This window comes from Pacificoceanicola niger, assembly GCF_048553275.1.
Classification (GTDB): Bacteria; Pseudomonadota; Alphaproteobacteria; order Rhodobacterales; family Rhodobacteraceae; genus Pacificoceanicola.
This window is the reverse complement of record NZ_JBLZMW010000022.1, coordinates 24,298-50,953: the sequence shown is the minus strand read 5'-3', so window position 1 is coordinate 50,953 and position 26,656 is coordinate 24,298. Positions and strand designations below refer to the sequence as shown.

Below are 26,656 nucleotides of genomic sequence, written 5' to 3'. Positions count from 1 at the left end.
TGCTTGTCTTCATTCGAAATCTCCTCGTTCATCTTGCCGAGAAAATTCTACGTTTGCAGCCCCTTAAAATCGGGGGGATTACCCTTGGGCGAGTCGGTCTTGGCCATATCGGTCCCTTCCTTGCTGATCCTAAAATGACAGACCGCGCGCCCGGCGCGCATGATCCAAATCAAAGCGCTCTTGTCGCATCGCCTCGGCGGCTGTATGCCCGCGCCATGCTTGATGATGTCGACGAAATTCACCCCCTGTTCCACGGTGCGCCCAAGACCACCGAGTTCAAGAAGCTGCGCAAGCGGCTTGTTCAGAACGTGCGTGAGGCGGTCGAACAATACGGCATGATCGAGCCGCGCAGTGACGGAAGCACGCCGAAGTGGCTGGTCTGCCTCTCCGGCGGCAAGGACAGCTACACGCTTCTGGCAATTCTTCACGAATTGAAGTGGCGCGGCCTACTGCCGGTAGAGCTTCTGGCCAGCAATCTCGATCAGGGACAACCGGGCTTTCCCGCGACGGTACTGCCTGAATTTCTTGAGAAAATGGGCGTGCCGCACCGGATCGAGTATCAAGACACCTACTCCATCGTCATGGACAAGATCCCGCAGGGTCGCACCTTTTGCGCCCTGTGTTCGCGATTGCGGCGTGGCAACCTTTATCGAATCGCCCGGGAAGAGGGCTGTTCAGCCGTCGTCCTTGGCCACCACCGGGACGATATACTCGAAACTTTCTTCATGAACCTGTTTCACGGCGGCCGTTTGGCGACCATGCCGCCGAAACTCGTTAATGAAGAAGGCGATCTTTTTCTTTACCGCCCGCTGGCGCATGTGGCCGAATCCGATTGCGAGCGCTTCGCGACGGCAATGAAATACCCGATTATTCCGTGCGATCTATGCGGCAGCCAGGACGGCCTGCAACGCCAACAGGTGAAGCAAATCCTTGATGGATGGGAGAAAAACTCTCCCGGACGGCGGCAAGTCATGTTCCGGTCCCTGATGAATATCCGCCCTTCGCACATGCTTGATCCAAGTCTTTTCGATTTTGCCGGTTTGATGCGGCAGGTCGAAGACGAAAATTCGCCCTAATTCCTCACAGCCCGTTAACAACCAGGTTACTCATTTCGCCTAGTTTCCATTCCAGGCACTGGAAAGGACGCTGAATGAAGGGCGCACTCCTCGAAAACATTGGCATTTTGCGCACGGCGCTGAGGCGCGGCTTTGTCGGGCCGCAGGCTCTCGCTTTCATCCCGGCTGCCGTTCTTGCGGCGTTCTGGCTTGGTGGTGAGCCGCTGCTGCTGCTGACGGCGCTCGGCCTGCCCATGCTCTACTTTCTGGCCGGGGGATTCCCTGCGACACCTGGTGCCGCAATGCCGGCGCAAGGTCATGTTGACTTGATTAACGCGTTGGATTCCAATGCGATGGCCACCGACGCACTGCAAAAGGCTGCAACGGCGCGCCTCTCGACCGCGTGCATCATGATCGAAATCGACGGCCTTGAGGATATCGCGCAGCGCGCTGGCGAAGGCACCGTCGACACACTCCGGGACCTGACCCTGACGCGTATGCGCAACACCCTGCGCCGCGACGACCGCGCGGTGCGGATCAGTGACAATCGCTTCATGGCGCTGCTGGCACCGTCGATTCGCCTGGATCTCGAGGCGCTGCTGCAGTTGGCTACACGCCTGCAAACCGCACTTGAAGAGCCTGCTTCGGTCGACAGCTCCATGCGGTATCTCTCGGCCTCCATCGGGTTTTGCGGCAGCCCGCGATTGCGTCCCGATGCCAACGGCGAACACCTGATCGAAGCCGCGCAGATCGCTCTCTCCGAAGCGTTGGCCAACGGTCCATCCGCCATCCGCGCCTGGTCCGACAGCATGCGCGCCGCGCATTTCGCGCAAAAGACCCTGCAAGGCGAAGTCGACAAAGCGCTCGACAATGGCCAAATTCAGCCTTGGTTCCAGCCGCAGGTCTGCACTTCGACCGGCGTGATCAGTGGCGTGGAGGCGCTGGCGCGCTGGATCCATCCGGAACGCGGTATTGTCCCGCCAGCGCAATTCCTGCGGTGCCTCGAAGAGTCCGGAAAGATGGACCGCCTGAACGAGGTCATCTTGCAGCATAGCATGACAGCCTTACGCAGTTGGGATCAGGCCGGGCTGGATATTCCGCGGATAAGCGTAAACTTCTCTGAAGCCGAATTGCGCGACCCACGCCTCTCGGAGCGCATCCAATGGGAGATGGACCGCTTCGGCCTGACACCGCACCGGCTTGGGATCGAAGTTCTTGAAACTGTGATCGCCAGCTCGCCAGAAGGCATCGTCGCGCGCAACATCGTGGAACTCGGTAAACTTGGCTGCCAAATCGACCTTGATGATTTCGGCACCGGGCATGCATCAATCGCGGCTTTGCGCAGGTTCAAGGTGCACCGCCTCAAGATCGATCGCAGCTTCGTGACTCGCATCGACCGCGACGAGGATCAACACAGAATGCTGGCAGCCATTCTCGGCATGGCGGATCGTTTGGGGCTGGAAACCTTGGCTGAGGGCGTCGAAAGCGTCGGCGAACATGCCCTTCTGTCTCAGCTTGGCTGCGATCACGTACAGGGCTTTGGCATCGCCCGCCCCATGCCAACCGATCAAATGGTGACATGGGCCCGCCAATACATGGAGAAAATCTCCGAAGCGCATTTGCTCGGGCGTAAATCAGGCTGAAACGCGGCCGCCGGAGCCAAGATATCAGGCCCCAACGCGTGCACCATTGCGCCTCATTACCGCAGCCCCCGGTGATTCCGCTTGACCTTTGCCCCCGGGAACGATTGAACCCGGCCAGTATTTCGGAAAGGCAAAGGCGGCGGTCTCCATGGACGATCAGAACAAGAACCTCATCCTCGCCACGGCGCTCAGCTTCGCGGTCATCCTGGTATGGTTCCTGCTTTTTCCACCACCCGAGCAGCCGGTCGACGATCCGAACGCTCCGGCAATCACACAAACCGAGACCACGCCAGGCACCGGCGATGTCGCTTCGGCGCCAACGTCCGTCGCCGGGAGCGCCACGACCGACGCAGAGGCCGCTGCGACCGAAACCGCGGACGCACCGCGACTGCCCGTTGATACCGCCCGCCTTGAAGGGTCCATCTCTCTGACCGGTGGGCGCATCGACGATCTGCGTCTGAAGGATTACCGGACCACCATCGAAGACGGCGCACCGATCGTTCAAATTCTGGACCCGGTGGGCAGCGATGCGCCGTATTATGCTCTGTACGGCTGGGCACCCGGTGCGGGGCTCACGCTTGATGATGTTCCCGGAGCCAACACCCAATGGAGCGTCGAGTCGGGGGAGACGCTGACGACGGACACGCCTGTCACACTGGTCTGGCAGAGTCCGGCCGGGCTCACGTTCCGCCGAACGATCGCGGTTGACGACGATTACATGTTCACGGTCGGCCAGTCCGTGGAAAACACCGGAGCCGGCGCTGTCTCGCTTGCGCCCTATGGCATCCTTGCACGGCACGGTGTGCCTGCAAATCTGAAGAAATTCTTCATCCTGCACGAAGGTGTCGTCGGCATGTCCGACGGGACGCTCGCGGAGGTCGACTATTCGGACATGACGGATTTCAGCGTCGTGCCCAGCGAAGGCGCCCGTGCCGAGGTGACCCAGGTGGCCGAGAATGGCTGGATCGGCTTCACCGACCACTATTGGATGTCCATTCTGATCCCGGAACCCGGCCAGGCGTTCAAGCAAGTAGCGAAATACGACGACCGCCGCGACATTTATCAGACCGAGACCGTGCTGCCGACGATCCAACTGGCCGAAGGCCAGACCAGCGCAGTCACGACTCAGCTGTTTTCCGGTGCCAAGGAGTGGGAAACCATCCGCGCTTACCAAAAGGGCGGTGTGCAGGGCTTTGTCGACTCCATCGACTGGGGGTGGTTCTTTTTCCTGACCAAGCCGATCTTTGCCGTTCTGCACTGGCTGCACGGTGTGATCGGCAACATGGGCATCGCGATTATCGCGCTGACGCTCATCCTCAAGGCGTTGCTCTTCCCGCTGGCCTATAAGTCCTACGTCTCCATGGCGAAGATGAAGGAACTCCAGCCGGAGATGGAAAAGATCAAGGAGCGTTCGGGCGACGACCGCCAAAAGCTCCAACAGGAAATGATGGCACTCTACAAGAAGGAAAAGGTCAACCCGGCCGCCGGCTGTCTGCCGATCCTGATGCAGATCCCGATTTTCTTCAGCCTTTACAAAGTGATTTTCGTCACGCTTGAACTGCGCCACGCCCAGTTCTTTGGCCCGTTCCAGGACCTGAGCGCGCCGGATCCCACCAGTCTGTACAACTTCTATGGCTTGCTGCCCTGGGCCGCGCCCGAGGCCGGCTCCGTGTTGGCGCTGATTTTCATCGGCATTCTGCCTCTGCTGCTCGGGATCTCCATGTTCCTGCAGCAAAAGCTGAACCCGGCACCGACCGATCCGACGCAAAAGATGATTTTCGCCTGGATGCCGTGGGTTTTCATGTTCATGCTGGGCGGCTTTGCGTCCGGTCTTGTGGTCTACTGGATCGCGAACAACACGATCACCTTCACGCAGCAGTACCTGATCATGCGCAGCCAAGGCTACAAGCCTGATATTCTTGGTAATATCACGGGCAAGGCAAAGGAAGCCGAGAAGAAATGACCCGGAGCGTCACCGACATCTGGCGGCACCCGATCAAAAGCCACGGACGCGAGTCCGTGGCTTCGATCCTTCTTGAGACCGGGAGAATGCTTCCTTGGGACCGGACCTGGGCCGTCGCGCATGAGATGTCAGATGCGGACGGGTCCGAATGGGTCTCCTGCCGGAATTTCTCCATCGGATCGAAGACGCCGGAATTGAGCGCGATCAGCGCGAGGCTCGACGAAGCCACCGGTCGCGTCACACTTGCGCACCCCAAGCGCGACGATCTCACCTTTGATCCGGACACCGAGGGCGAAAAGCTCATCGCTTGGACCCAAGGGTTTATCCCGGACAGCCGGGCGCAATCCGCGCGCGTGGTACGCGGCCAGGAGCGCGGCTTCTCCGACAGCGACTTTCCCAGCGTGACGCTTTGCAACCACGCCTCGCATCGGGCTGTCGAAGAAAAGATAGGCCATGCGCTGTCGCGCCATCGCTGGCGTGGCAACCTCTGGTTCGAGGGCGGGACGGCTTGGGAAGAATTCGACTGGATGGGCAAGGACGTTCAGATCGGGGAGGCCGTTCTGCACATTAGGGAACGCACCGACCGCTGCCTTGCGACACATAATAATCCCGACACCGGCGCACGCGACGCGCAGGTTCTGCAAACGCTGGACAGCTTTGGCCATCGCGATTTCTCGGTTCGCGCCGAGGTGATCCGTGGCGGACGCATCGCCCCCAGCGACGAGGTAAAGCCGCTATGACTCCCCTACCCTTTCCGCTGGCTGAAGAGCCGGATGACGCCACCCGAGAGGCCGCGCGCAAACTGTTTGCCGGTGAGGTGGACTTCCTCAAAGGTGTTGTCGGCATGCAGCATCTGCCGCCTGACGATCGTCTCGAGGTCTGCTTTGCCGGGCGCTCGAACGTTGGGAAATCCAGCCTGATCAACGCGCTCACCGGGCGCAAGGGGTTGGCGCGTGCGTCCAACACGCCGGGCCGTACGCAGGAAATCAATTTCTTCACGCTTGGCGCAGAGCGCTATCTTGTCGATCTGCCCGGCTATGGCTTTGCCAACGCGCCGGTGGCGGTTGTCGAGAAATGGCAGCGCCTGCTCAAACAATACCTGTCAGGCCGCGCCAACCTGCGCCGCGCCTTCGTGCTGATCGACCATCGTCATGGGGTGAAGGCCGTAGACGAGGAAATCATGAGCCTGCTGGACCGCTCTGCGGTCACCTTTCAGGTGGTGGTCACCAAGGCCGACAAGGTCAAGGAAACCGACCGCGACGCTATTCTGAAACAGATCCGCGAGACGCTGTCGAAACACCCGGCCGCCTTCCCGGAGATCGTCGTGACCAGCAGCGAGAAAGGCTGGGGGCTGCCGACCCTGCGCAGCATCATCGCCAGCCTTCCCTGATCGATCCCGCGCGCGTGCAGAGTCCCTCTGGAATTCCGCGCCGCCACGGGGCAGAGTCGCGTCCGACACCGCCAAGGACCGCACCATGAGAAAGCAGACCATGAATCAGGACTGGATTGCCACCGCCCGGACATTGTCCGAGGCGCTCCCCTATCTGCAACGCTACACCGGGGCCATTGTCGTCGTGAAATTCGGCGGCAATGCCATGGGAGACGCTGATGCCATGGCCGAATTTGCCCGTGACATCGTGCTTATGCGACAGGTTGGAGTAAACCCGGTTGTGGTGCATGGCGGCGGGCCGATGATCAATGATCTGCTGGGGCGCCTGAACATCGAATCGACCTTTGTGCGTGGCAAGCGCGTCACCGATCAGGCCACCGTCGAAGTGGTCGAAATGGTGCTGACCGGTCTTGTGAACAAACGCATCGTGCAGGCGATCATGGATCAGGGCGGTCGCGCCGTGGGTCTTTCCGGCAAGGACGATGACATGATGGTCTGTGAAGTGGACGATCCGGAGCTGGGCTTTGTTGGCAAACCCGTTGAAATGAACGTGCAGGTGCTGCGTGATCTGTTCAGCGCCGGGATTATCCCGGTGGTGGCTCCGGTCGCCACAGGCATGAACGAGAACGAGACCTTCAACGTCAACGGCGACACCGCCGCCGGGGCCATTGCCGGCGCTTTGAAGGCCGACCGCCTGCTCCTGCTGACCGATGTGCAGGGTGTGAAGAATGCCGAGGGCGAGGTGGTGACGGCGCTGACGCCGGAAGACGTGCGCCAGATGACGGCGGACGGCACCATCGCGGGCGGCATGATCCCGAAGACAGAGACCGCGCTCAAGGCCATCGAAGAGGGCGTGCGCGGTGTGGTGATCATCGACGGACGCGTCTCCAACGCCTGCCTGCTGGAGCTGTTTACGGAGCACGGCTCCGGCTCGCTCATCCGCAAGACGGATCTGCCCCCGCGCGAGGCGTGATCACGCTGGTGACAGCGGACCGGGCGGCGCAGGCGGCCGGTCTTCGCCTGCGCGGTGCCTTGCATCCCGCACCGCAGGATTTGGCGCCAGCCGGGACCGGAACGGTGCTCCTGCTTGGCCCGGATGAGCCGGGGTTCTGGCCCGTTTTCGCCACCTCACCGGAATATGCCGACGGCCTGCCCGATCCGCTGGACCGCTGGTCCAAGCGGGTGCTGGGTGTTTTGGCCAAAGGCTGGGGCGGCACGGCGATCTTTCCTTCGGATGGCCCGCCCTATCCACCGTTCGTCCGCTGGGCCGAGAGTTCGGGGCAGGCGTGGCCTTCCCCGGTTCGTTTGCTTGTGCAGGAACAGGCGGGCCTTTTTATCAGCTATCGCGGCGCCGTTGCCCTGCCCCAGCGGCTGGACCTGCCGCCGCGTCGGCAACGCCCCTGCACCACCTGCGCCACGCCCTGTGTGACGGCTTGTCCCGTCGGCGCACTGGGCGCGGGGCAGGATTATGATGTGGCGGCCTGCCGCGCCCACCTGCGGAGCAATGAGGGCGCTGCCTGCATGGCCGGGTGCCTTGTGCGTCGCGCCTGCCCGGTCGGGCAGGATTTCCGCCGTGATCCGGCGCAATCGGCTTTTCACATGGCTGCCTTTCTGGAAGAGTGACGCCATGAAACGCCTGATCCTGATGCGCCACGCCAAGTCCGACTGGTCCTTCGATCTCGAAGACCACGCCCGCCCGCTCAACGCGCGCGGCCAACGCGCGGCCCATGCGCTCGGGATCTGGCTCCGCGCGCATGGCTATCTGCCCGACCGCGTCCTGTGTTCGGATTCGGCGCGCACACGCGAGACCCTATCGCTTAGCGGTGTGGATGCGCCGGTGAACTATCTCAGCGCGCTCTACAATGCCGCGCCTGCGACGATCCTCGATCTGCTTTTCGACACGACCAAAGGCGATACGGTGCTGATTCTCGCACATAATCCTGGGATCGGCATCCTGATGGAAACTGTCGTCGCGACACCCCCGGATCATCCCAAATTCAAGCATTGCCCAACCGGCGCAACGCTTGTTGCAGATTTCGACATTGGCACCTGGACCGCGTTACAGACCGGCAGCGGGCGCACAGTGGATTACATCGTTCCCCGCGATCTGGAGCAAGCTGACGGTTAACGATCGGGCTTGCGCGCGGCCATCAGCGATTCATATCCGGACGAGTCGACCTTCTTCAACGCATCCAGAGCCTGCTGCGCGCGCTCCCGTGCCCCATCCTTTTCCTGCTGCTTGATGGCATCGACCTTCTCGATCAGTGCGTAAAGCGCCGTGACACGTGGGTCCGTCTGGTCGAGATCCCGCGCCAGCATGTCGACCACATCGAGGATCGTGTCGAGCTGATTGCCATAGCTGGCCACCTCGCGCACCACCCGCCGTTCGATCTCGGCGTTGCCCGCAATCTCCACGCGCGAAAACTCCGGCGAGATGTTCTGAATCACGTCACCGGACAGCGGCCAGCGCAACCATGTGAAGGGAAAGCTGTAGTCGGTTTCGGACATGGGCAGCCTCGCGCAGCGAAGGGAGGGTAACGAAAAAGGCCCCCGGATTTCTCCGGAGGCCCGTTTGGGTCAGTGCCCGAGGATCTGGCTCAGGAAGAGCTTGGTCCGCTCGTTCTGAGGGTTGTTGAAGAACTCCTCAGGTTCGTTCTGTTCGACGATCTGGCCCTGATCCATGAAGATCACCCGGTTGGCGACCTGTCGGGCAAAGCCCATTTCGTGTGTTACGCAGAGCATCGTCATGCCCTCTTCGGCCAGCTCGACCATCGTGTCGAGCACCTCCTTGATCATCTCCGGGTCAAGCGCCGAGGTCGGCTCGTCAAAAAGCATGATGCGCGGGCGCATGCAGAGCGAACGGGCGATGGCCACACGCTGCTGCTGACCACCCGACAGCTGGCCGGGGTATTTGTTCGCCTGATCGGGGATCTTGACCTTCTCAAGGAAATGCATCGCCGTCGCCTCAGCCTCTTTCTTCGGCGTCTTGCGCACCCAGATCGGAGCCAGCGTGCAGTTTTCGAGGATCGTCAGATGGGGGAAGAGGTTGAAGTGCTGGAAGCACATGCCAACCTCGGAGCGGATCTTGTCGATGTTCTTGATATCCGACGAGAGCACGGTTCCGTCCACCTCGATCCGGCCTTTTTGATGCTCCTCCAGTGCATTGATGCAGCGGATCAGAGTCGATTTGCCTGAACCGGACGGCCCGGCAATGACGATCCGCTCACCGCGATAAACGGTCAGGTCGATATCGCGCAGCACGTGGAAGGTGCCGTACCACTTGTTCATATTCTCGATGGAAATCGCGACTTCGTCGGATACCCGCATTTGTACAGCTTCAGCCATGGTCAAGGCTCCTTAATGATGATCGGTGGCAAGCTGACGCTCAAGCCACTGTGAATATTGAGAAATACCGTAACACACCGGAAAGAACATGCAGATGGCAAAGCCCCACAACTCCCAGTAGACGCCGTTCCATTCGGTCGAGGCGAGGATCGGTCCGCGGATCATGCCCACAAGATCCGCCATGGAGATGACGGAGACCAGCGTGGTATCCTTGAACAGGCCCACCGCCACGTTGACGATGCCGGGGATCGAGATCTTGAGCGCCTGCGGCATGATGATCAGCCGCATGGATTGCGCGTAGTCGAGACCGAGGCTATCCGCCGCTTCGTACTGCCCTTTTGGCAGAGCGGCGAGGCCGCCCCGGATCACCTCTGCGATGTAGGCCGAGGAGAACATGGTGATCATGATGATCACCCGCAGGATAAGGTCGAAGTTCGTACCCGGCGGCAGAAAGTAGGCCAGAACCACATTCGCCACGAAAAGCAGCGTGATCAACGGCACACCGCGGATGAACTCGATGAAGCCCACACAGATCCACTTGATGATCGGCATGTGCGACTGACGGCCAAGCGCCAGCAGAATGCCAATCGGCAAGCTGAGCGAAACGCAGACCGTCCCGAGGATGAAGTTCAGCATGAACCCACCCATGTCGCGGCTGGCCACAGGCTCAAGCGCAAGAACACCGGTCATGGCTTCAGATACGAACCCGCCGATGAACCAGACGATCAGTGCCGCGACCACCGCCGCGCCCAGCGCCCCGGAAAAGCTCTGGGCTTCGACCTGTTTGAAGACGAAGTAGCCCGCAATGAAGCCGAGCAACGCCATAAGCGGCACGATGATCGTCCCGCCCCAGATCAGCCAGAACGCGATGAACGGGTAGAGCGCGGTGAAATACAGCACCTTGCTCGGCACATACATCGCAAACAGCAGCGGCGCGGCCGCCGCAAAGAGCAGAATGAAGGCCAGCGTCGGGCGCCAGTACTCCGTGTCAGGGTAGCTGAAGCCGAACAGCAGCTGGTTCCAGCGTTCGGTCAGAACCGAAAAACACCCCCCCGTTGCACCGTTCAGCACCTCGCGACACTCCGCGAGACTGTCGGTCGTCCAGACACCGCCCAGGAACCACGGCAGGAAACCGGCCAGTAGCTTGTAGATGATGAACAGCGCGACGATCGTCAGAATGGCGTTGAACCAATCCGGGAACAGGTTCGCGCGAAGCCATCTGACAACGCCCTTTTCGCTGATCGGCGGCTCCTGCTGCGGCAGAATGGTGTCGCGCACGTAAGCGACGGTTTGTGCATGCGTGTCACTCATGTCAGCGCTCCTTCAACCGAACGGTGTTGTTGTAGACGTTCATGATTGTCGAAATCGACAGGCTGATGATCAGATAGAAGAGCATCAGCAGCAGCACACACTCGATGGCGCGGCCGGTCTGGTTCAGCGTGATGCCGCCCAGCGTCCCGGTCAGATCCATGTAGCCGACGGCAATGGCCAGCGAGGAGTTCTTGGTCAGGTTCAGGTACTGCGAAATGACCGGCGGAATGATGACGCGCAGGGCTTGTGGCAAGATCACGAGGTTCATGATCCGCCCCGGACGCAGGCCAAGGCTGGCTGCGGCTTCGGTCTGCCCACTGCTGATCGCGAGGATACCGGCGCGCACGTTTTCCGCGATGAAGGCGGCAGTATAGATCGAAAGCGCCAGCCAAAGCGCGACAAACGAGCCGAGGATCGCGGTGCCGCCCTGCAGGTTGAAGCGGTTGGCGAGCGGGTCGGGCCGATCCAGCGTGATCGGCTGGCCGAGAATAAAGAAGACGACGAGCGCCGGCAGGATGAGGATCGCCAAAGACGGCCACCCCATCGGCAGCAGCTTGCCCGTGTCATAGAGCAGCTTCGTCGCGTAGCGGCGATAGGCAAAAGCACCGATGATGGACGCAAGAAAGACCCCAAGCACCACCCATCCGGCGGGCTCGAACACCAACGCCGGGACATAGACACCGCGGTTGGTAAAGGCGATCATGCCAAAGATCAGGTTCCGTTCGGGATCTTCGCCAAGGTAGTCCCGCGCAGAGGGCATGACTGCGGTCATCACGAAGTAGATGATCAGGATCCAGATCAGCACCGGCACATTGCGGAAGATCTCGACATAGATGGCCATAAGCTTGGAGATCAGCCAGTTCTTCGACAAGCGCAGAACGCCTACGACGACCCCGATGATTGTCGCGAAGATACAGCCAAAAACCGCCACAAGCAGCGTATTGAGCACGCCGACGACGGCGGCCCGCATGTGCGTCGACTGACTGTCGTACTCGATCAAGCGCTGGTTGATGTCATAGCCCGCAGGCTCTCCGAGGAACTCATAAGAGATATTCAAACCGGCGGCGGCGAGGTTCTGGAGCAGGTTCAGGCCAAGATAGGCCATCAACCCGATCAGACAGAGCAATGCGATGAATTGAAACGTATAGGACCGATAGCGCGTGTCGTTGATCAGCTGCGATAGCCGGAACGACTCGACCGGAGGGTCGGTGAGCGTCGACATGGATGTATCCCTGTTTTCGTCCGCCTGCCCATGGCTCGGTGGATTGTTCCACTCTTGGGGCAATCTTGCGTGTGGCGGATTTTTCGTTGTTCTTGATTGGAAAAGGGGCGCGGTATGACCGCGCCCCTTCCCGTGTCCGACTTAACGGAAGGGCGGGCTGTAGAGCAGGCCACCGTCGGTCCACTGCGCGTTCAGGCCGCGCGACAGGCCGATCGGGGTGCTCTCGCCGATGTTGTTCTCGAACAGCTCGGCATAGTTGCCGCCTGCAGAGATGGCGCGCACGGCCCAGTCATTGTCGAGGCCAAGCATCTCGCCGAGGTTGCCCTCGGTGCCGAGCAACCGGTTGATTTCCGGGTTGTCAGTGCCGGCCGCCATCTCTTCGATGTTGGCGGAGGTGACACCAAGCTCTTCGGCCGCGATCAGCGCGTTCAGCGTCCAGCGGGCAATGTCGCCCCACTCGTTGTCGCCGTGGCGAACAAGCGGACCAAGCGGCTCTTTGGAGATGATCTCTGGCAGAACGACGTGTGCCGACGGATCTTCAAAGGCAGCGCGGGTTGCCGCGAGGCCGGAGGCGTCGGTTGTGTACACGTCACAGGCCCCTTCGAGATACAGTGGCTGTGCCTCTGCGTTGGTCTCGATCGGAACCGGCTCATAGCTGATGTTGTTCGCGCGGAAGAAGTCCGCAAGGTTCAGCTCGGTGGTGGTGCCGGTCTGGATGCAGACGGTTGCGCCGTCCAGTTCCTTCGCGGAAGACACACCCAGTTCCTTCGGAACCATGAAGCCCTGACCGTCGTAGTAGTTGATGCCGACGAATTCGAACTTCAGGTCGACGTCGCGGCTGAAGGTCCAGGTGGTGTTCCGGGCCAACAGGTCGATTTCGCCCGATGCGAGCGCGGTGAAGCGGGTCTTGCCGGTGGTCGGAACGAACTCGACAGCGGTCGGATCGCCCAGCACGGCAGCAGCAACAGCGCGGCAGACACCGACGTCGAAGCCATCCCATTCACCGTTCGCATCCGGCGCAGCAAAGCCAACAAGACCGGTGGTCACGCCACAGTTCAGCTTCCCGCGCGCTTTGACATCGTCCAGCGTTGCGGCGGCTGCTGCGGTGGCGGTCAGGCCAGCAACGGTCAGAGCGCCAAGGATAACGGTTTTTTTCATGTTTACCTCTTCCTGTTTCTCCCGCCTCAAGGGGCGGTTTTAATAGGCCCGGAGTTCGGGCGTTTATCGGTAAAGGAGGGGAAAACCCCGCCTATGGCCATGAGTTTGGGCAAAATAGCCCCTCAAGGTCAAGCCAAGATGCCCGATAAACTGCCGAAGAACAGGGCATTTGCTCATTCGACAATCATTCCCTGAATCGTTTTTGACCGAGGAGTCAGCGCGCGAGCCGGAAGAACTCAGCAGCGTGGAGGAATTCGTCTTTTTTGTAGGAGGCCAAGGCTGTGGCCTCGTCGTCGGCGCCCCATTGCTCCTCCTGCCACATCTCATCAATGCGCGAGAGCAGCCAGATTTCGGCGGCAGGACGGTGTGCGTGGGCCGCCGCAAAGCCCAATACGAGCGATCCGGTCAGGGACACAAGGTCGTGAAACGCAGCCAGTTCGAAGGGATCGAGAGCTTTGACCTGCCCCGACAGCACGTTCAGCGCCTCCGCATCCTGCGGCGCGTGAATCACCCCGACCCTTGGTTGCAACCGTACGCCAAGCGCCGTCTCGGCCCAATCCAGCATTGGATCCCACGCGTTTGCCTGACGTTCAACAAGCGCCTCCGGCGAATCGGCGCGATAGCACAGCAGATCGCTGTCGCCATAGGCCGCCAGCATCTCTGCAACCTCGGAATGCTGCGTCGCGACCTTGTCGAGGGCGCTGTTCGCGGTGCGGGTAAACGGCATGGTCGCCGGGTTCACCTTGTCCTCCTGCGCCTGCCATTCGGCGGCAATGGCGCGCGCCAACGCCTCGGTCGGCACCCTGAGAGGCGTTTTCGCCGGAGTTTTCACCCCGCGTCCGTCGAGCGTGACGGTCCAGCCACCTTCAACCGTGTCGATCTCGGTTTTCTGCCAAAAGCGTTTCGGGGCCCATTCCGCCATGCGTCTCAGTCTCCAAGCAAAGTCAGGATCGCCGTTTCCAGCGCGGCGGCGTCATGCACCAGCCTGTCCGCGCCTGCAAGGGCCTCGTCCGGATGATACCCCCAGCCCACCGCCACGCTGCGCAACCCCGCAGCCCGTGCCATATCGATGTCATAGGTGGTATCCCCGATCATCACGGCATTGCGCGCCATCACTCCGGCTTCCTTCACCGCTTCCAGCAGCATCGCGGGATGTGGCTTGGACGGGTGGTTGTCGGAAACCTGCGTGGTGACGAACAGCCCGTGCAGATCAAGGCTGTCGATCAACGCCTTCAGACCGCGCCGCGATTTTCCGGTGGCGATACCAAGCAGGATCTCGTCCTGCGCATGCAGACGGTGCAGAAGATCCAGCATTCCGGGATAAAGCGGCGATCCTTCGGTCCCACCGCTCATGCGCAGCGCCGCATAGCGGTCCTTGTAGACCTCCACCATGCGCGATACGGTGGCCGCGTCCTGTTCCGGCGCCAGCCGCGCAATGGCCGTCTCCAGCGAAAGGCCGACAATGCCGAGCACCGCGTCGCGGGCCGGACTGGTCAGGCCTTCGGTCTCGAAGGCCGCCGCCATGGAGGCCAGAATATCGGCCTGACTGTCGACAAGCGTGCCGTCGACATCGAAGATAACCAGCTTCAGGTCGGTCAATGCAGTGCCTCGAAGGGATCTTCGTTGGCAAAGCTTTCTTCCCAGCCGAGCGTCTCCCAACTCTGTTGCATGTGCTCGGGCAAGGGCGCGTTGATCACCACCGGCTTGTGCGTCACCGGATGCTGAAAGCCCATGGTCCGCGCGTGCAGGTGTAGCTTCTTCGAAATCACGCCGCCCAGTTGCGCACCCCAGCCGTCGCCAAGGTTTTCCTGCCCGGAGCCGCCGTATTTGCCATCGCCAATGATCGGATGGCCGATCTCCGCCATATGCACACGCAACTGGTGCGTGCGGCCGGTCAACGGCTCCAGCGCGACCCAGGCGGCGCGGCTGGCGACGCGGTAGAGCGTTGCATAAAGGGTGTGCGCCCGCTTCGCGCCCGGCGTGCTGTTCATCTCGCGCGGGTGAACGGCGATCATCTTCTCACCCTCTCCCTTGTGACCGTGGCCGGGCGCCTTCACCAGGCCAAAGCGGATCTCACCAAGATACGGCGTCGGTACACCGGCCACGAGGGCCCAGTAGATCTTGCGGGTTTCCTTGTGCCGCAGCGCGGCCGTCAGCCCCCGCGCCGCCTCGCGGGTCCGCGCGAGCAGCAGAACGCCAGAGGTGTCCTTGTCCAGCCGATGCACCAGTTTGGGCTTTTCTTCATAGCCGAACTTCAACGCCTCGGCGAGGCCGTCCACATGTTTGGTCTGCTTGCTTCCCCCTTGGGTCGGCAGGCCCGGCGGCTTGTTGAGCGCGATGACGTGATCGTCCTTGTAGATCACGTAGGACCGGATCATCTCCGCATCCGCCTTGCTGACCGTCTGCTTCGCCTCGGCGGCGCGCTCGGCCTGTTCGGCGGCGACTTCGGAAGGTTCGGGCAGCGGCGGAACGCGCACCTGCTGCCCCACCTCCAGGCGGGTCGCGGCCTTCACCCGGCCGCCGTCCACGCGAATTTCGCCCTTGCGGCACAGTTTCTCGATCCGCCCCTGCGAGACATGCGGAAAATGGCGCTTGAACCAGCGGTCAAGGCGCTGATCTCCGTCGCCGGGACCAACGGTGACAGTCTGAACACGGCTCATGATGCGATACTCCGGGCGATGATAAGGCCGGCTGCCAAAGCCGCCAGCGAAAGAACAACCGAGGCCAGAACATAGCCTGCGGCAAGACCCACCTGCCCGCGCTCGTAAAGCGTGACGGCATCGAGGGAGAAGGCGGAAAACGTGGTGAACCCGCCCAGAAGGCCAGTCATCAGCAACGGCGCATACCGGTTTGCGCTCAGGTGCACGAGCACCACGACGAGCACACCCATGGCAAAGGAGCCAAGGACGTTGACGATCAACGTGCCCCACGGAAACCCCTTCCCGAGAAGGCGCGTCGCGGTCAGTCCGATGAGATAGCGGGCGCTGGCGCCGAGGGCGCCGCCAAGGGCAACTTGCAGGAGCGGTGTCATGCTTGTGCCTTCGCTTGGCGCGCGGGTGTTGTCAAGGATGGCGGGCGTGTTGCCCGCTACTGACCGCGTGCTTTGGCTGTTTTGAAGAGAATAAGAGGCGCCGTCAGCTCTTGTTCCGCTCGCGGCGCAGTTTGTTGAAGTAGTCGACACGCTTGCGCAGATCACGCTCGAAACCGCGTTCCACCGGGTCGTAGAATTGCGTCCGGGGCATGTCGTCCGGGAAATAGTCCTGACCGGAAAAGCCGTCCTCTGCGTCATGATCATAGGCATAGCCCGCGCCATAGCCCTGTTCGGTCATCAGCTTGGTCGGGGCGTTCAGGATATGTTTGGGCGGCATCAGCGAGCCGGTCTTTTTCGCGGCTTTCCGCGCGGCTTTGTAGGCGACATAGTTGGCGTTCGATTTCGGCGCGAGGGCGATATAGACCAGCGCCTGCGACAGGGCGAGCTCGCCTTCCGGGCTGCCGAGGCGCTCATAGGTGTTCCAGCTGTCCAGACAGACCGCCTGCGCTTGCGGATCGGCAAGGCCGATGTCCTCGACCGCCATCCGGGTGATGCGCCGCGCGAGAAAGCGCGGGTCCTCGCCCGCCTCCAGCATCCGCGCAAACCAGTAGAGCGCCGCATCGGGGTCCGACCCGCGCACGGATTTGTGCAGGGCGGAGATCAGGTTGTAATGCCCGTCGCCGGATTTGTCGTATTGCGCCGCGCGCTTCATCAGCCGGGTGGTCAGACCGTCTGTGTTGAGCTTGCCCGCCACGCGCCAGCTCATCACCTGCTCGACAAGGTTGAGCAGCGCCCGCCCGTCCCCATCCGCCATTTCCAGCAGCGCCTCGCGGGCATGCCCTTCGAGCGGCAAAGCCCGGTCAAGGTCCCGTTCCGCCCGCTGTGCGAGACGTTCAAGGTCCGCCAGCGACAAACGCTCCAGCACCAGAACCTGACTGCGCGAGAGCAAGGCGGCATTGAGTTCGAACGAAGGATTCTCCGTCGTGGCCCCGACCAGAAGGATCGTCCCATCCTCCATATGCGGCAGAAAACCGTCCTGCTGCGCCTTGTTGAAACGGTGGATCTCGTCGACGAAAAGCAGCGTGCCCTGCCCGGTCTTGCGCCGCATCTTGGCGGCGTCAAACACCTTGCGCAGCTCCGGCACCCCGGTAAAAATCGCGCTGATCTGGACGAAATGCAGATCCGTCGCATCCGCCAGAAGCCGCGCGATGGTGGTCTTGCCCACGCCCGGCGGCCCCCAGAAGATGATCGAGCCAAGCGTTCCCGCCTCCAGCATCACGCCCAGCGGCGCCTCCGGCCCAAGCACCTGCTCCTGACCGATAACCTCGCCCAGAGCCTTCGGGCGCAGGCGATCGGCCAGCGGACGCGGCGCATTCGAAGAGGCATCGCCCCCCGGTGTATCAAAAAGATCCGCCACGCCTCAGACCCGGAAGCGCAGCAACAAACGACGGCTGCCGCGCTGTGCGTCGATCTGAATGCGTGGGGCGGCACGGCGCAGGATGCGCTCGACCTCCGTCGGGCTGATGATTTCGATGCCATCAATTGACAGGATGACATCGCCCGCCTGCAGCCCGGCCCGCGCGCCATAGGGACCGGGATCGAGCACCACGATCCCTTCCGCCTGCGTCCCAAGACCCAGTTCGGCGCTGATCGCGGGGTTGATCCGCGCCAGCGTCAGCCCCGGCAGCACGGCCTGCGCGCCCAGCGTCGTGCGTTCGGCAGGCGGCGAATCCGGCGCGGCGATCATCGACACGCGCGCCGTTCGCACCGCCCCATCGCGGAAAAATCCGACTTCGGCCTCTGCGCCAATGCCGCGCACCGACATGCGGTAGATCATCTCTGGCGGTGTGTTCACCGGCGCGCCATCGACACTCAGGATCACATCGCCCGGCTCAAGACCCGCCGCGGCAAAGGGGCTGGCCTCGTGCATCTGCACCACCACGATTCCCCCAGGAAGACTCAGCCCGAGGCTATCGGAGATATCGGCGTCCACGGGCTGTCCGGTCATGCCCGCCCATGGCCGCTGAAACCGGATCTCTCCCGCGCGCGCCTGCGTCACGAACTGCTGCACCATGGCGGAAGGAATCGCAAAACCGATGCCGTTGGAGCCGCCGGAGCGCGTCAGGATCGACGTATTGACGCCGATCAGCCGCCCCGCCGTATCGATCAGCGCCCCGCCCGAGTTGCCGGGATTGATCGGCGCATCGGTCTGAATGAAATAACCACGGCCATTGCCCGTGGCGGTGCCGGTCCGGGCAAGCCCGCTGACGATGCCGCTGCTCACGGTCTGCCCGACGCCGAAGGGGTTGCCGATGGCCAGCACCAGCTCTCCCACCTCCACGCTTTCGCTGTCGCGCAGATCGAGAAACGGCATGTCCTCGGCCTCCTCAAGCTGCAGGATCGCAAGATCCGACTCCTCATCCGCCAACAACACCCGCGCCGCGTATTCGCGCCGATCGTTAAGCACCACGCGGATGTCCGTAGCCTGCCCGACCACGTGATAATTCGACACGACAATGCCATCGGCGGACAGGATCACGCCAGAGCCAAGCGAGTTCTGCACACGGGGCCGCCCCTGCATGTCCCCAAAGAAATTGCGAAAAAACGGATCGTCCGCAAACGGGCTGCGCGCCTCCACCACGCGGCGGGCATAGATGTTGACCACTGCCGGGGCCGCCTGCTTGACAAGCGGCGCAAAGCTGAGCTGGATCTGGGACTGGCTCTGCGGAACCGTTGTCACCTGGGCAAGTCCGCTGACGGGAACACTGAGTGCGACGAGGAGCGCAAGGCTGCGTAACATGACGGTCTCCGTTGTTGTGTGACCGGATATGCGGCCACGCAGGCGTGAATGCAAGATGCGTGACCTTCCGCGCGGCCCGTGCGTTACTTGCCAAAATCGCAGGAGATCGCCGATGCCACATATGCCCAAGCCCTTCACGCGCGCCCTTGCCCTGCTGTCCGGGATCATGGTCAGCCCCGCGCTTGCCGCCGATCTGATCCGGCCTTTGCCGTCCGACCGCGCCAATCTCGACGATCTGCGGTGGCAGGCGCGGCCCGTACTGATCTTTGCGCCGTCAGGCACAGATGAGGATTTCCGGCGTCAGATGCGCCTTTTCGACGCGGTGCGCGCCGGGCTTGCCGAACGCGATATCGTCGTCTTTGCCGACACCGCCCCGAAAGCCGGTGGCCTGCTGCGCCAGCGCTTCGGGATAGAGGGCTTTCAGGTGCTACTTGTGGGAAAGGATGGCGGTGTGAAGCTGAGCCAAAGCAGCCCCCTTGCCCCGGACACGCTGTTTGCAACCATCGACGCCATGCCAATGCGCAGGCAAGAGATGCAAGAATAGGACCTGCCCGCCGCGACAGAAAAAGCGCGGCGTTTCGTCCGGCGCTCTGGACCGACCCGACGCCGCCCCCATATCTGCCCTATGACACAGCTCGACGAAAATGCCAGCCCGCGCACCCGCACACTCTACAATGCCGATTGCCCGGTTTGTAACGCGGAAATCTGCCATTACGCGGATTATGCCGAAGGGCAGGCGCTGCCATTGGCGTTCGACGATCTGAACACCGCCGATCTGGCGCATTGGGGCGTTACCGAGGATCAGGCCGCGCGCCTTCTGCACGTCAGTCACGATGGCAAACTGTATGCCGGTTTCGATGCCTTCCTGATCCTCTGGGAGCAAATGCCCCGCTATCGCTGGATGGCCCGGATCGGAGGGCTGCCCGTGATCCGGCCCTTGGCCGATGCGGCTTATACCCATGTCCTCGCGCGGATCATCTACAATCGGCACCTGCGCCGCCAGGCCGCGCGCCGCAAACAGGGGCAGGCTCAGGGCTGATCCATCAGCATCCGCCGCGCCGCCCGCGTCATGCCCGCAATATAGGCCGCCTGCGTCCATCCGCAGCCATGGCGCAGCTGCTCCCAATTGCGTACAGATAACAGCGTCCAGAGCAGATCGGTTGCCTCCGTCTTCTCCAGCCCCTCAGCCAGCAAACCCGCCTCCTCCAGTGCCGCAACCGCCGCCGCGCAGCCATGGCGCATCGCGGCCATACGGTCAGTCCAAGCCTCCCGCGCCTCCGCATCGCTGTCAGCCATGGCCATGAGCGCGCGTCCCACGCCGTAGATCTCCGGAATATAGCCGCCCCACGCCGCGATATAGGCATCGAGTCGCGCGGCGCCCTGCGCCTTGCGGCTCTCGGCCAGCTGCGCATCCACGGCCTTTGCCTCGTCAATGTACCGCGTCACGGCGATCAACAGATCCGCGCGATTCGGATAATGCAGGTAGAGCGCCTGTCGGCTGATGCCTGCCTCCTTCGCGATATCGGACATGCGCACCGCGCCACTTTTGCCGGATTCCAGAAGGGTCCACGTGGCTTGCAGGATTTTCTTTCGGGTTTCATCGGATTTTCTTGACATGGTGTCAATCTGCGGATTATTGACACGATGTCAACTTTACACAGTGTCAAATTTTCACTCCCCAACCGAAAGGACACCCCAATGAACGTCATCGTCTTCGGCGCCACCGGCGCCATCGGCAGCCTTGCCGTGCAACAGCTTCTCGACGACGGGCACAACGTCACCGCCTTCGCCCGCCGCCCCGATCGTCTGGATCTCACATCAAACCGACTCCGCCGCGCCAAGGGCGATGCGCGGTCGTTTCAGGACGTGCAGGCGGCCATTCATGGCCACGACGCGGTGGTCATCACCCTCGGCGCGGGCATGAACCGCTCCAGCCGAATCCGCTCGGAGGGCACGCTCACCATCATTCGCGCCATGCAGCAGCACGGCATCCGCCGCCTGATCTGCCAATCGACGCTTGGCGCGCACGAAAGCTGGGACAACCTGAATTTCTTTTGGAAACGCATCATGTTCGGCGCGCTTTTGCGGCCCGTATTCAAGGATCACGAATTGCAGGAACAACTGGTCCGGGCCAGCGGGCTCGACTGGACCATCGTGAGGCCCTCCGCCTTTGACGACGGCCCGGCGACCGGTGCCTTCCGGGTGGGATTTGGCCCGTCCGAACGCGGCCTCTCGCTCAAGATCGCCAAGGCGGACATCGCGGACTTTCTCGTGCGGCAACTGGCCGACACACGATTTTGCAAGGCTGCCGTGGCGATCTCCAATTGACTGCGGCGCGCAACCGCTCCGCAGCTACGGCTTCGGGGCGTCCTTTGGCTGGGCGCGCCCATAGCCTGGCCGACCGGTCTGGCTCTGAGCCACGTCGAAATTCCAAACGATGGCGAGGTTGGTGACCATAGCCCCAAGGAAGGAAAACAAAAGCTGCTCCCCGGTGAGCACGAACGCCGCCGCCGCAAAGACGCAGGCATCCACCGCGAGCTGAAACCACCCGGCCTTGAAGCCCGTCTTCTGCTCAAGGATGATCCCGAGGATCGTCATGCCCCCGGCACTGGCGTTGTGCCGAAAGATGGCGATCAGACCCATACCGCTGCACATGCCCCCAAGCAGCGCCGCCACCCAGGTGTCCAACCGTTCGAACAGGACGATTTCGCCCAGGAACTGCGACACAACAGAAATGCCCGCCACGGCAATCACCGTGCGAAATGCGAAATCAAAACCACGCCGAAAGTAGCCAAGCAGCAGGAAGGGAACCCCCATGGCAAAGAACAATGGGCCAAAGCCAATGGGCAGCAGATAGGACAACAACAGCGCGATCCCGGCCGTCTGCCCTGTGACAAGCCCTCCCGCCTTGAGGAACACCACCGACAGGCTGGTCAATACGATGCCGAAGACAAGACCCTGAATGTCGAAAATCGAAAGGCGAAACGGCATGGCGGCAATCCTTTTTGCGATGGCACCCGTCCTACCTGCATTTCTGCACTGCAGCAATATCCTCGGCATGGACGCGCCGCATTGCGAAAACACCGTTGAGGCTGACGGCCATTTCTGGAAGCCTTGCTGCACGGCAAAAGGGAGAGCGTCTTGGCGAACTGGTACACTGCGGACCTGCACCTTGGTCACGACCGGATCATGCGCATCTGCGCGCGCCCGTTTGCCAGCACGGCGGCGATGACCGACGCTCTCATCACGACACTGCAGGAAACGATCACGCCCGACGACGATCTGTGGATTATCGGCGACTTCACTTTCGGCAGGAACCGTGACACGGCCACCATCCGCGCGTGGTTCGATGCCATTCCGGGGCGCAAGCACCTGATCGCGGGCAACCACGATTCGCCCACCGTGCGGGCGCTGCCCTGGGCCTCGCAACACGAGCTGCTGCACCATGTCGACCGCGGCGTGGAGGTCACGCTCTGTCACTATCCGATGGTCAGCTTCCCGCGGTCCGGCAGCGGGTCCCTGCAGCTCTTTGGCCACGTGCACGACCTCTGGCCTGGCACCCGCAACAGCGTGAATGTCGGCGTCGATCAATGGGATTTCAGGCCGGTGCAACTGGAGGCGCTTCTGCCCCGTGCCGCCAGCCTCCCTCTCAATGCGCATTTTTCGGATGTGGAGTTCGGTGGCACCACCCGCGTCCCGCTACCCCCGACAACGATCCCGGATATCGACTAGCCCAACAAAAAAAGGCCCCGCCGGAGTGGCAGGGCCTCGAAACTGTGGTCGACCTGGCGGGTTATTCCGCGTCAGCAGCCTCGGCTGCTGCGGCGCGCGCCTTGTCGGCGGCGCCCTTGGCATCGGCGTCGCGGTCGACGAGTTCGATGATCGCCATCGGCGCCATGTCACCATAGCGGAAGCCGGCCTTCAGAACGCGGCAGTAGCCGCCCTGACGCTCGGCGTAACGCGGGCCGAGGATTTCGAACAGCTTGGCGACGTCCTTGTCTTCCTTGAGCTGAGCGGCGGCCTGACGGCGGGCGTGCACATCGCCGCGCTTGCCGAGGGTGATCAGCTTGTCGATGACGCGCTTGAGTTCCTTGGCTTTCGGCAGGGTCGTCTTGATCTGCTCGTGCTCGATCAGCGAGCCGGCCATGTTCGAGAAGAGCGCCTTGCGGTGCTCATGGGTGCGGTTGAGGCGGCGGTAGCCTTTTGCGTGACGCATGTGTCTTACTCCAATGTGCCCTCTACGGGCGGTTTTGCTTTGTCCGGCGACCCATGCGTGGCGGGCCGCTCTCCTTGGGGTCCTCAGGGGACCCGATCGGCAGGGGTGCGGGGCACAGCCCCGCCCTACGCGATGTCGGTTTGTAGGGCGGGGTTATCTACCCCGCCCCACCGTAATCAAAAGTTGTCTTCCAGCTTCTTGGCCAGGTCTTCGATGTTGTCCGGCGGCCAGTCCTCGACGTCCATGCCAAGGTGCAGACCCATGCCCGACAGCACTTCCTTGATCTCGTTCAAGGACTTGCGGCCGAAGTTCGGGGTGCGCAGCATTTCTGCTTCGGTCTTCTGGATGAGATCGCCGATGTAGACGATGTTGTCGTTCTTCAGGCAGTTCGCAGACCGCACGGAGAGTTCCAGCTCGTCCACCTTCTTGAGAAGGAGCGGGTTGAACTCTAGACCGTCGTCGTCGTCCTGACGCGAAGCGCTTTCCGGCTCGTCGAAGTTGACGAAGATCGACAGCTGATCCTGAAGGATGCGCGCCGCAAAGGCGATAGCATCTTCCGGGGTCACGGAGCCGTCGGTTTCGATCTTCATGGTCAGCTTGTCATAGTCCAGAACCTGGCCCTCACGGGTGGGCTGCACATCGTAGGCGACCTTTTTGACCGGCGAATAGATCGCATCGATCGGGATAAGACCGATGGGCGCATCTTCCGGCTTGTTCTTGTCCGCAGAGACATAGCCCTTACCGGTGTTGACCGTCAGTTCCATGTACACTTCGGCGCCCTCGTCCACGTGACAGATCACGTGATCGCGGTTCAGGATCTCGATGCCGGCGCTCTCGGAGATATCACCCGCGGTGACAACGCCCGGACCCTTGGCGGAGATCGACAGGCGCTTCGGCCCTTCGACTTCCATACGCAGGCTTACGCCCTTGAGGTTCAGAACGATGTCGGTGACATCTTCGCGAACGCCCGCAACCGAGGAAAACTCGTGCAGCACGTTGTCGATCTGAACGGATGTGATGGCCGCGCCCTGAAGCGAGGACAGCAGAACACGGCGCAGCGCGTTGCCCATGGTCAGGCCAAAGCCGCGCTCAAGCGGCTCGGCAACCACGGTCGCCTTGCGCGCGGGGTCATTGCCCGGCTTGATGTCAAGCGCAGTCGGCTTGATCAGTTCGGCCCAGTTTTTGTGGATCATGCGTCCCTCCATTCTTGCCCGCGCCCCATGTCCTAAAGGCGCAGACTCCCGAGGTTTCATCAAAGACATAGACGAGGCCGGACCCGGTCAGGCCCGACCCCGCAAACTCGTAACAAGTATCAGACGCGGCGGCGCTTCGGCGGGCGGCAACCGTTGTGCGCCATCGGGGTCACATCACGGATCGAGGTGATGTTGAACCCGGCAGCAGCCAGGGCACGCAGAGCAGATTCACGACCCGAACCCGGACCCTGAACTTCAACTTCCAGCGTCTTCACGCCGTGCTCTTGTGCTTTCTTGCCTGCGTCTTCCGCTGCGAGCTGAGCCGCATAGGGCGTCGATTTACGCGACCCTTTGAAGCCCATGGTGCCAGCGGAGGACCATGCAATTGCGTTGCCCTGAACGTCGGAGATCAGGATCTTGGTGTTGTTGAAGGTCGAGTTCACATGCGCAACGCCAGCTGCGATGTTCTTGGAGACCTTTTTCTTGCCGGTACGGCGAGTATCACGTGCCATGAATCAGGGCCTCCCTTACTTCTTCTTGCCGGCAATGGCCTTTGCGGGGCCCTTGCGCGTGCGTGCGTTGGTGTGGGTACGCTGACCGCGAACCGGAAGGTTACGACGGTGGCGCAGGCCGCGGTAGCAGCCAAGGTCCATCAGGCGCTTGACGTTCATCTGCACTTCGCGGCGCAGGTCGCCCTCGACAGTGAAGTTGGCGTCGATGTGCTCACGGATGGCGAGAACTTCGGCGTCGGAAAGCTCGTTCACACGGCGCGATGCGTCGATGTTCACGGCGTCACAGATGGCTTTTGCCGAAGTGTGACCGATTCCGGTGATATAGGTGAGTGCGATGGGCACCCGCTTGTGGGTCGGGATGTTAACGCCGGCAATACGTGCCAAGGGTCATATTCCTTTTCGTTGCGAGCCCGTCGTACCAGGCCCTTTTTTCACAACCGAAAGCCCGAGGCAGTCTGCCACCGGGCCCAAGCTGATCAGGTGATCTGCAAACCGGGCGCGACCCGGAAGGCAAGGATGAATCTCTTTGAAGAGATGCGGGTGCGTAGGAGGATTCGCCGGCGCCGTCAAGCCCTTGGGATACATCCATGGCCCAACGTCACGGCAGGCTTGCAAATCAACCGCAGATCAGGGCAGAAAGATGCAAATGCCCCGAAGATTTAACGTGCGAAATCAATCATGTCCCTATTTCAGCTCTTTTATGTCAGCGCATCGCTGCACCCAAGTGGGCATCGCTCAGACATGGAAATCCTCGAAACCGCTCAGGACCACAACAGCGAAAATGGGATAACCGGCTTTCTGCTGCGCACGCCGACCCGCTTTGTACAGATTCTCGAAGGGACAGAGGCCTCCGTTCACGACGTATTCTCACGCATCGCCAACGATGAAAGACACAAGAGCATCAGGCATATAGCGCGGGACATGGTGACGCAGCGCTACTTTCCCGAGTGGTCCATGGGGTTCGCCACGCGCACGGATACGCTGGCGGCGAACCTGGTCGAGACGCTGAGCGCGGAAGCGCCTGATTTTCAGGAAGCCCTCGACATGCTGCTGTCGATTGCCAGCGACACCATGCGGTCGGCCTGATTCAAAGCTGCCAAGGGCAATACGACCGGCGCAGCGCCGGGTCGCCCTATGAGAGAATCACCAACCGTCAGGAAACGCGGCGCTTGCGGCACAGCGCGCCGATCAGCCCCAGCGCCCCGACCAAAAAGCGGCAGGCTCGCCGGAACCGGCACATTGGCCACCGCGGCGATTGACGCAGTCGCCGGACCGGTGTCGTTGTTATACGGAGACGTGCCGACAAGCCCTCTCCCACCGGTGTCCGTGTCGACATCACCATACACGCGGGCAAACGTCAGGATGCGGTCTCCCCACGATACGCTGCTGTCGAGATACAGCCGAAGTCTGTTCCGGATCAGGCCGGACCCGCTGTTATAATGCCAGCGGAAGGTCGCGACATTGCCCCAAATCGTCCCACTCGGGCTCGTGCCAGTCTCCGGGTCAAATCCGATTGCGGCCACGGTTCCCGAATTATAGCGAAAATCCATGCTCAGATCGTAGCCGGAGATCGTACCCGCTTCGGTGTCATACGAAAATGTGCCGCCAAACGCCCCAGTATAGGCACCGCCAACGCCCGTGGAGCTGGTCCCATTCCACCATCGCACAAAATTCCCATCAAGCGAATAATCCAGGATGGTTGCCTGCGACGATGCCGCGGAAAAGAGCAATGCGGCCAAGGCTATCGAAATCTTCTTCATGCTTCCCCCAAAAGCGATGAATCCAGCGAAATTTGAACAAACGACCTAAAACCGCAG

General features: G+C 61.7%; 31 protein-coding genes. 13 read left to right on the top strand and 18 right to left on the bottom strand.

Annotation, left to right across the window (positions count from 1 at the left end; genetic code table 11):
- Nucleotides 1-215 precede the first annotated feature (215 nt).
- The 8 genes from ttcA to ACN2XU_RS21575 all read left to right on the top strand — a co-directional run bounded on the left by ttcA (nucleotide 216) and on the right by ACN2XU_RS21575 (nucleotide 8,179).
- A complete protein-coding gene (gene ttcA / locus ACN2XU_RS21610) occupies nucleotides 216-1,076 on the top strand; it encodes a tRNA 2-thiocytidine(32) synthetase TtcA (protein WP_419412428.1) in 861 nt (286 codons plus the stop codon).
- Nucleotides 1,077-1,150: 74 nt separating this feature from the next.
- Nucleotides 1,151-2,698: a putative bifunctional diguanylate cyclase/phosphodiesterase gene (locus ACN2XU_RS21605; protein WP_419412427.1), complete on the top strand. Its 1,548-nt coding sequence runs from the start codon at nucleotides 1,151-1,153 to the stop codon at nucleotides 2,696-2,698.
- A gap of 148 nt (nucleotides 2,699-2,846) precedes the next feature.
- Nucleotides 2,847-4,661 carry a membrane protein insertase YidC gene (gene yidC, locus ACN2XU_RS21600; protein ID WP_419412426.1) on the top strand — a complete coding sequence of 605 codons (1,815 nt, stop codon included), beginning with the start codon at nucleotides 2,847-2,849 and terminating at the stop codon, nucleotides 4,659-4,661.
- Nucleotides 4,658-5,401 carry an MOSC domain-containing protein gene (locus ACN2XU_RS21595; RefSeq protein WP_419412425.1) on the top strand — a complete coding sequence of 248 codons (744 nt, stop codon included), beginning with the start codon at nucleotides 4,658-4,660 and terminating at the stop codon, nucleotides 5,399-5,401. The genes yidC and ACN2XU_RS21595 overlap by 4 nt, the downstream gene beginning before the upstream one ends.
- Nucleotides 5,398-6,051 carry a ribosome biogenesis GTP-binding protein YihA/YsxC gene (yihA, locus tag ACN2XU_RS21590; RefSeq protein WP_419412424.1) on the top strand — a complete coding sequence of 218 codons (654 nt, stop codon included), beginning with the start codon at nucleotides 5,398-5,400 and terminating at the stop codon, nucleotides 6,049-6,051. Before ACN2XU_RS21595 ends, yihA begins: the two co-directional genes overlap by 4 nt.
- Before the next feature lie 85 nt (nucleotides 6,052-6,136).
- A complete protein-coding gene (gene argB / locus ACN2XU_RS21585; protein WP_419412423.1) occupies nucleotides 6,137-7,024 on the top strand; it encodes an acetylglutamate kinase in 888 nt (295 codons plus the stop codon).
- On the top strand, nucleotides 7,021-7,674 hold the full coding sequence (locus ACN2XU_RS21580) for a ferredoxin (protein WP_419412422.1): 654 nt from the start codon (nucleotides 7,021-7,023) through the stop codon (nucleotides 7,672-7,674). The genes argB and ACN2XU_RS21580 overlap by 4 nt, the downstream gene beginning before the upstream one ends.
- A 4-nt stretch (nucleotides 7,675-7,678) precedes the next feature.
- Nucleotides 7,679-8,179 carry a SixA phosphatase family protein gene (locus ACN2XU_RS21575; protein WP_419412421.1) on the top strand — a complete coding sequence of 167 codons (501 nt, stop codon included), beginning with the start codon at nucleotides 7,679-7,681 and terminating at the stop codon, nucleotides 8,177-8,179.
- Here ACN2XU_RS21575 and ACN2XU_RS21570 read toward each other — a convergent pair.
- From ACN2XU_RS21570 to ACN2XU_RS21520, 11 genes are all read right to left on the bottom strand, one after another.
- Nucleotides 8,176-8,559, bottom strand: a complete 384-nt coding sequence (locus ACN2XU_RS21570) for a hypothetical protein (protein ID WP_419412420.1) — start codon at nucleotides 8,557-8,559, stop codon at nucleotides 8,176-8,178. The genes ACN2XU_RS21575 and ACN2XU_RS21570 overlap by 4 nt on opposite strands.
- Before the next feature lie 69 nt (nucleotides 8,560-8,628).
- Nucleotides 8,629-9,396, bottom strand: a complete 768-nt coding sequence (locus tag ACN2XU_RS21565; protein WP_419412419.1) for an amino acid ABC transporter ATP-binding protein — start codon at nucleotides 9,394-9,396, stop codon at nucleotides 8,629-8,631.
- A gap of 12 nt (nucleotides 9,397-9,408) precedes the next feature.
- Nucleotides 9,409-10,707, bottom strand: coding sequence for an amino acid ABC transporter permease (locus ACN2XU_RS21560; protein ID WP_419412418.1), 1,299 nt, complete (start codon nucleotides 10,705-10,707; stop codon nucleotides 9,409-9,411).
- Nucleotide 10,708: 1 nt separating this feature from the next.
- Complete coding sequence (locus tag ACN2XU_RS21555; protein ID WP_419412417.1) at nucleotides 10,709-11,929, bottom strand: amino acid ABC transporter permease; 1,221 nt, start codon at nucleotides 11,927-11,929, stop codon at nucleotides 10,709-10,711.
- Between the two features lie 141 nt (nucleotides 11,930-12,070).
- Entirely contained in the window at nucleotides 12,071-13,087 is a 1,017-nt protein-coding gene (locus ACN2XU_RS21550) for an amino acid ABC transporter substrate-binding protein (RefSeq protein WP_419412416.1), read from the bottom strand.
- Between the two features lie 214 nt (nucleotides 13,088-13,301).
- Nucleotides 13,302-14,009 carry an ATP12 family chaperone protein gene (locus tag ACN2XU_RS21545; protein ID WP_419412415.1) on the bottom strand — a complete coding sequence of 236 codons (708 nt, stop codon included), beginning with the start codon at nucleotides 14,007-14,009 and terminating at the stop codon, nucleotides 13,302-13,304.
- Between the two features lie 5 nt (nucleotides 14,010-14,014).
- A complete protein-coding gene (locus tag ACN2XU_RS21540) occupies nucleotides 14,015-14,686 on the bottom strand; it encodes an HAD-IA family hydrolase (protein ID WP_419412414.1) in 672 nt (223 codons plus the stop codon).
- Entirely contained in the window at nucleotides 14,683-15,747 is a 1,065-nt protein-coding gene (locus ACN2XU_RS21535; protein ID WP_419412413.1) for an RluA family pseudouridine synthase, read from the bottom strand. Before ACN2XU_RS21535 ends, ACN2XU_RS21540 begins: the two co-directional genes overlap by 4 nt.
- A complete protein-coding gene (gene crcB, locus ACN2XU_RS21530) occupies nucleotides 15,744-16,118 on the bottom strand; it encodes a fluoride efflux transporter CrcB (protein ID WP_419412412.1) in 375 nt (124 codons plus the stop codon). Before crcB ends, ACN2XU_RS21535 begins: the two co-directional genes overlap by 4 nt.
- Before the next feature lie 103 nt (nucleotides 16,119-16,221).
- On the bottom strand, nucleotides 16,222-17,535 hold the full coding sequence (locus tag ACN2XU_RS21525; protein WP_419412411.1) for a replication-associated recombination protein A: 1,314 nt from the start codon (nucleotides 17,533-17,535) through the stop codon (nucleotides 16,222-16,224).
- Nucleotides 17,536-17,538: 3 nt separating this feature from the next.
- Nucleotides 17,539-18,918: a trypsin-like peptidase domain-containing protein gene (locus ACN2XU_RS21520; RefSeq protein WP_419412410.1), complete on the bottom strand. Its 1,380-nt coding sequence runs from the start codon at nucleotides 18,916-18,918 to the stop codon at nucleotides 17,539-17,541.
- A 112-nt stretch (nucleotides 18,919-19,030) separates the two neighbouring features.
- Here ACN2XU_RS21520 and ACN2XU_RS21515 point away from each other — a divergent pair, with 112 nt between their 5' ends.
- Together ACN2XU_RS21515 and ACN2XU_RS21510 are read left to right on the top strand one after the other, a co-directional pair.
- Nucleotides 19,031-19,462 carry a DUF4174 domain-containing protein gene (locus ACN2XU_RS21515; protein WP_419412409.1) on the top strand — a complete coding sequence of 144 codons (432 nt, stop codon included), beginning with the start codon at nucleotides 19,031-19,033 and terminating at the stop codon, nucleotides 19,460-19,462.
- Between the two features lie 81 nt (nucleotides 19,463-19,543).
- Nucleotides 19,544-19,957, top strand: coding sequence for a thiol-disulfide oxidoreductase DCC family protein (locus ACN2XU_RS21510; RefSeq protein WP_419412408.1), 414 nt, complete (start codon nucleotides 19,544-19,546; stop codon nucleotides 19,955-19,957).
- Here the strand turns inward: ACN2XU_RS21510 and ACN2XU_RS21505 are convergent.
- Nucleotides 19,948-20,535, bottom strand: a complete 588-nt coding sequence (locus ACN2XU_RS21505) for a TetR/AcrR family transcriptional regulator (RefSeq protein ID WP_419412407.1) — start codon at nucleotides 20,533-20,535, stop codon at nucleotides 19,948-19,950. The genes ACN2XU_RS21510 and ACN2XU_RS21505 overlap by 10 nt on opposite strands.
- A gap of 81 nt (nucleotides 20,536-20,616) precedes the next feature.
- Between ACN2XU_RS21505 and ACN2XU_RS21500 the strand changes: the two genes are divergently transcribed.
- Nucleotides 20,617-21,246, top strand: coding sequence for an NAD(P)-dependent oxidoreductase (locus tag ACN2XU_RS21500; RefSeq protein ID WP_419412406.1), 630 nt, complete (start codon nucleotides 20,617-20,619; stop codon nucleotides 21,244-21,246).
- Nucleotides 21,247-21,270: 24 nt separating this feature from the next.
- On the opposite strand, the gene ACN2XU_RS21495 is transcribed toward ACN2XU_RS21500, so the two are convergent.
- A complete protein-coding gene (locus tag ACN2XU_RS21495) occupies nucleotides 21,271-21,909 on the bottom strand; it encodes a YitT family protein (RefSeq protein WP_419412405.1) in 639 nt (212 codons plus the stop codon).
- Between the two features lie 150 nt (nucleotides 21,910-22,059).
- Between ACN2XU_RS21495 and ACN2XU_RS21490 the strand changes: the two genes are divergently transcribed.
- Nucleotides 22,060-22,650: a metallophosphoesterase gene (locus ACN2XU_RS21490; RefSeq protein WP_419412404.1), complete on the top strand. Its 591-nt coding sequence runs from the start codon at nucleotides 22,060-22,062 to the stop codon at nucleotides 22,648-22,650.
- A gap of 61 nt (nucleotides 22,651-22,711) precedes the next feature.
- On the opposite strand, the gene rplQ is transcribed toward ACN2XU_RS21490, so the two are convergent.
- The 4 genes from rplQ to rpsM all read right to left on the bottom strand — a co-directional run bounded on the left by rplQ (nucleotide 22,712) and on the right by rpsM (nucleotide 25,223).
- Nucleotides 22,712-23,134 (bottom strand): 50S ribosomal protein L17, encoded by a 423-nt coding sequence (rplQ, locus tag ACN2XU_RS21485; protein WP_419412403.1) that lies wholly within the window; start codon nucleotides 23,132-23,134, stop codon nucleotides 22,712-22,714.
- A 176-nt stretch (nucleotides 23,135-23,310) separates the two neighbouring features.
- A complete protein-coding gene (locus ACN2XU_RS21480; RefSeq protein ID WP_419412402.1) occupies nucleotides 23,311-24,327 on the bottom strand; it encodes a DNA-directed RNA polymerase subunit alpha in 1,017 nt (338 codons plus the stop codon).
- Between the two features lie 119 nt (nucleotides 24,328-24,446).
- The gene (gene rpsK, locus ACN2XU_RS21475) at nucleotides 24,447-24,839 is read right to left on the bottom strand and encodes a 30S ribosomal protein S11 (protein WP_419412401.1); all 393 of its coding nucleotides are present in this window, start codon (nucleotides 24,837-24,839) and stop codon (nucleotides 24,447-24,449) included.
- Nucleotides 24,840-24,854: 15 nt separating this feature from the next.
- On the bottom strand, nucleotides 24,855-25,223 hold the full coding sequence (rpsM, locus tag ACN2XU_RS21470) for a 30S ribosomal protein S13 (RefSeq protein ID WP_419412400.1): 369 nt from the start codon (nucleotides 25,221-25,223) through the stop codon (nucleotides 24,855-24,857).
- Between the two features lie 294 nt (nucleotides 25,224-25,517).
- Here rpsM and ACN2XU_RS21465 point away from each other — a divergent pair, with 294 nt between their 5' ends.
- Nucleotides 25,518-25,925: a BLUF domain-containing protein gene (locus ACN2XU_RS21465; protein WP_419412399.1), complete on the top strand. Its 408-nt coding sequence runs from the start codon at nucleotides 25,518-25,520 to the stop codon at nucleotides 25,923-25,925.
- Here the strand turns inward: ACN2XU_RS21465 and ACN2XU_RS21460 are convergent.
- The gene (locus ACN2XU_RS21460) at nucleotides 25,868-26,599 is read right to left on the bottom strand and encodes a hypothetical protein (protein WP_419412398.1); all 732 of its coding nucleotides are present in this window, start codon (nucleotides 26,597-26,599) and stop codon (nucleotides 25,868-25,870) included. The two genes, ACN2XU_RS21465 and ACN2XU_RS21460, sit on opposite strands and share 58 nt — an antisense overlap.
- Nucleotides 26,600-26,656: the final 57 nt, after the last annotated feature.

What these genes read in the sequence shown, in the direction of transcription:
- ttcA (WP_419412428.1), top strand. Translation starts at nt 216, where the DNA reads ATGCTTGATGATGTCGACGAAATTCACCCCCTGTTCCACGGTGCGCCC.
- ACN2XU_RS21605 (WP_419412427.1), top strand. Translation starts at nt 1,151, where the DNA reads ATGAAGGGCGCACTCCTCGAAAACATTGGCATTTTGCGCACGGCGCTG.
- yidC (WP_419412426.1), top strand. Translation starts at nt 2,847, where the DNA reads ATGGACGATCAGAACAAGAACCTCATCCTCGCCACGGCGCTCAGCTTC.
- ACN2XU_RS21595 (WP_419412425.1), top strand. Translation starts at nt 4,658, where the DNA reads ATGACCCGGAGCGTCACCGACATCTGGCGGCACCCGATCAAAAGCCAC.
- yihA (WP_419412424.1), top strand. Translation starts at nt 5,398, where the DNA reads ATGACTCCCCTACCCTTTCCGCTGGCTGAAGAGCCGGATGACGCCACC.
- argB (WP_419412423.1), top strand. Translation starts at nt 6,137, where the DNA reads ATGAGAAAGCAGACCATGAATCAGGACTGGATTGCCACCGCCCGGACA.
- ACN2XU_RS21575 (WP_419412421.1), top strand. Translation starts at nt 7,679, where the DNA reads ATGAAACGCCTGATCCTGATGCGCCACGCCAAGTCCGACTGGTCCTTC.
- ACN2XU_RS21570 (WP_419412420.1), bottom strand. Translation starts at nt 8,559, where the DNA reads ATGTCCGAAACCGACTACAGCTTTCCCTTCACATGGTTGCGCTGGCCG.
- ACN2XU_RS21565 (WP_419412419.1), bottom strand. Translation starts at nt 9,396, where the DNA reads ATGGCTGAAGCTGTACAAATGCGGGTATCCGACGAAGTCGCGATTTCC.
- ACN2XU_RS21560 (WP_419412418.1), bottom strand. Translation starts at nt 10,707, where the DNA reads ATGAGTGACACGCATGCACAAACCGTCGCTTACGTGCGCGACACCATT.
- ACN2XU_RS21555 (WP_419412417.1), bottom strand. Translation starts at nt 11,929, where the DNA reads ATGTCGACGCTCACCGACCCTCCGGTCGAGTCGTTCCGGCTATCGCAG.
- ACN2XU_RS21550 (WP_419412416.1), bottom strand. Translation starts at nt 13,087, where the DNA reads ATGAAAAAAACCGTTATCCTTGGCGCTCTGACCGTTGCTGGCCTGACC.
- ACN2XU_RS21545 (WP_419412415.1), bottom strand. Translation starts at nt 14,009, where the DNA reads ATGGCGGAATGGGCCCCGAAACGCTTTTGGCAGAAAACCGAGATCGAC.
- ACN2XU_RS21535 (WP_419412413.1), bottom strand. Translation starts at nt 15,747, where the DNA reads ATGAGCCGTGTTCAGACTGTCACCGTTGGTCCCGGCGACGGAGATCAG.
- crcB (WP_419412412.1), bottom strand. Translation starts at nt 16,118, where the DNA reads ATGACACCGCTCCTGCAAGTTGCCCTTGGCGGCGCCCTCGGCGCCAGC.
- ACN2XU_RS21520 (WP_419412410.1), bottom strand. Translation starts at nt 18,918, where the DNA reads ATGTTACGCAGCCTTGCGCTCCTCGTCGCACTCAGTGTTCCCGTCAGC.
- ACN2XU_RS21515 (WP_419412409.1), top strand. Translation starts at nt 19,031, where the DNA reads ATGCCACATATGCCCAAGCCCTTCACGCGCGCCCTTGCCCTGCTGTCC.
- ACN2XU_RS21510 (WP_419412408.1), top strand. Translation starts at nt 19,544, where the DNA reads ATGACACAGCTCGACGAAAATGCCAGCCCGCGCACCCGCACACTCTAC.
- ACN2XU_RS21505 (WP_419412407.1), bottom strand. Translation starts at nt 20,535, where the DNA reads ATGTCAAGAAAATCCGATGAAACCCGAAAGAAAATCCTGCAAGCCACG.
- ACN2XU_RS21500 (WP_419412406.1), top strand. Translation starts at nt 20,617, where the DNA reads ATGAACGTCATCGTCTTCGGCGCCACCGGCGCCATCGGCAGCCTTGCC.
- ACN2XU_RS21495 (WP_419412405.1), bottom strand. Translation starts at nt 21,909, where the DNA reads ATGCCGTTTCGCCTTTCGATTTTCGACATTCAGGGTCTTGTCTTCGGC.
- rplQ (WP_419412403.1), bottom strand. Translation starts at nt 23,134, where the DNA reads ATGCGTCACGCAAAAGGCTACCGCCGCCTCAACCGCACCCATGAGCAC.
- ACN2XU_RS21480 (WP_419412402.1), bottom strand. Translation starts at nt 24,327, where the DNA reads ATGATCCACAAAAACTGGGCCGAACTGATCAAGCCGACTGCGCTTGAC.
- rpsK (WP_419412401.1), bottom strand. Translation starts at nt 24,839, where the DNA reads ATGGCACGTGATACTCGCCGTACCGGCAAGAAAAAGGTCTCCAAGAAC.
- ACN2XU_RS21465 (WP_419412399.1), top strand. Translation starts at nt 25,518, where the DNA reads ATGTCCCTATTTCAGCTCTTTTATGTCAGCGCATCGCTGCACCCAAGT.
- ACN2XU_RS21460 (WP_419412398.1), bottom strand. Translation starts at nt 26,599, where the DNA reads ATGAAGAAGATTTCGATAGCCTTGGCCGCATTGCTCTTTTCCGCGGCA.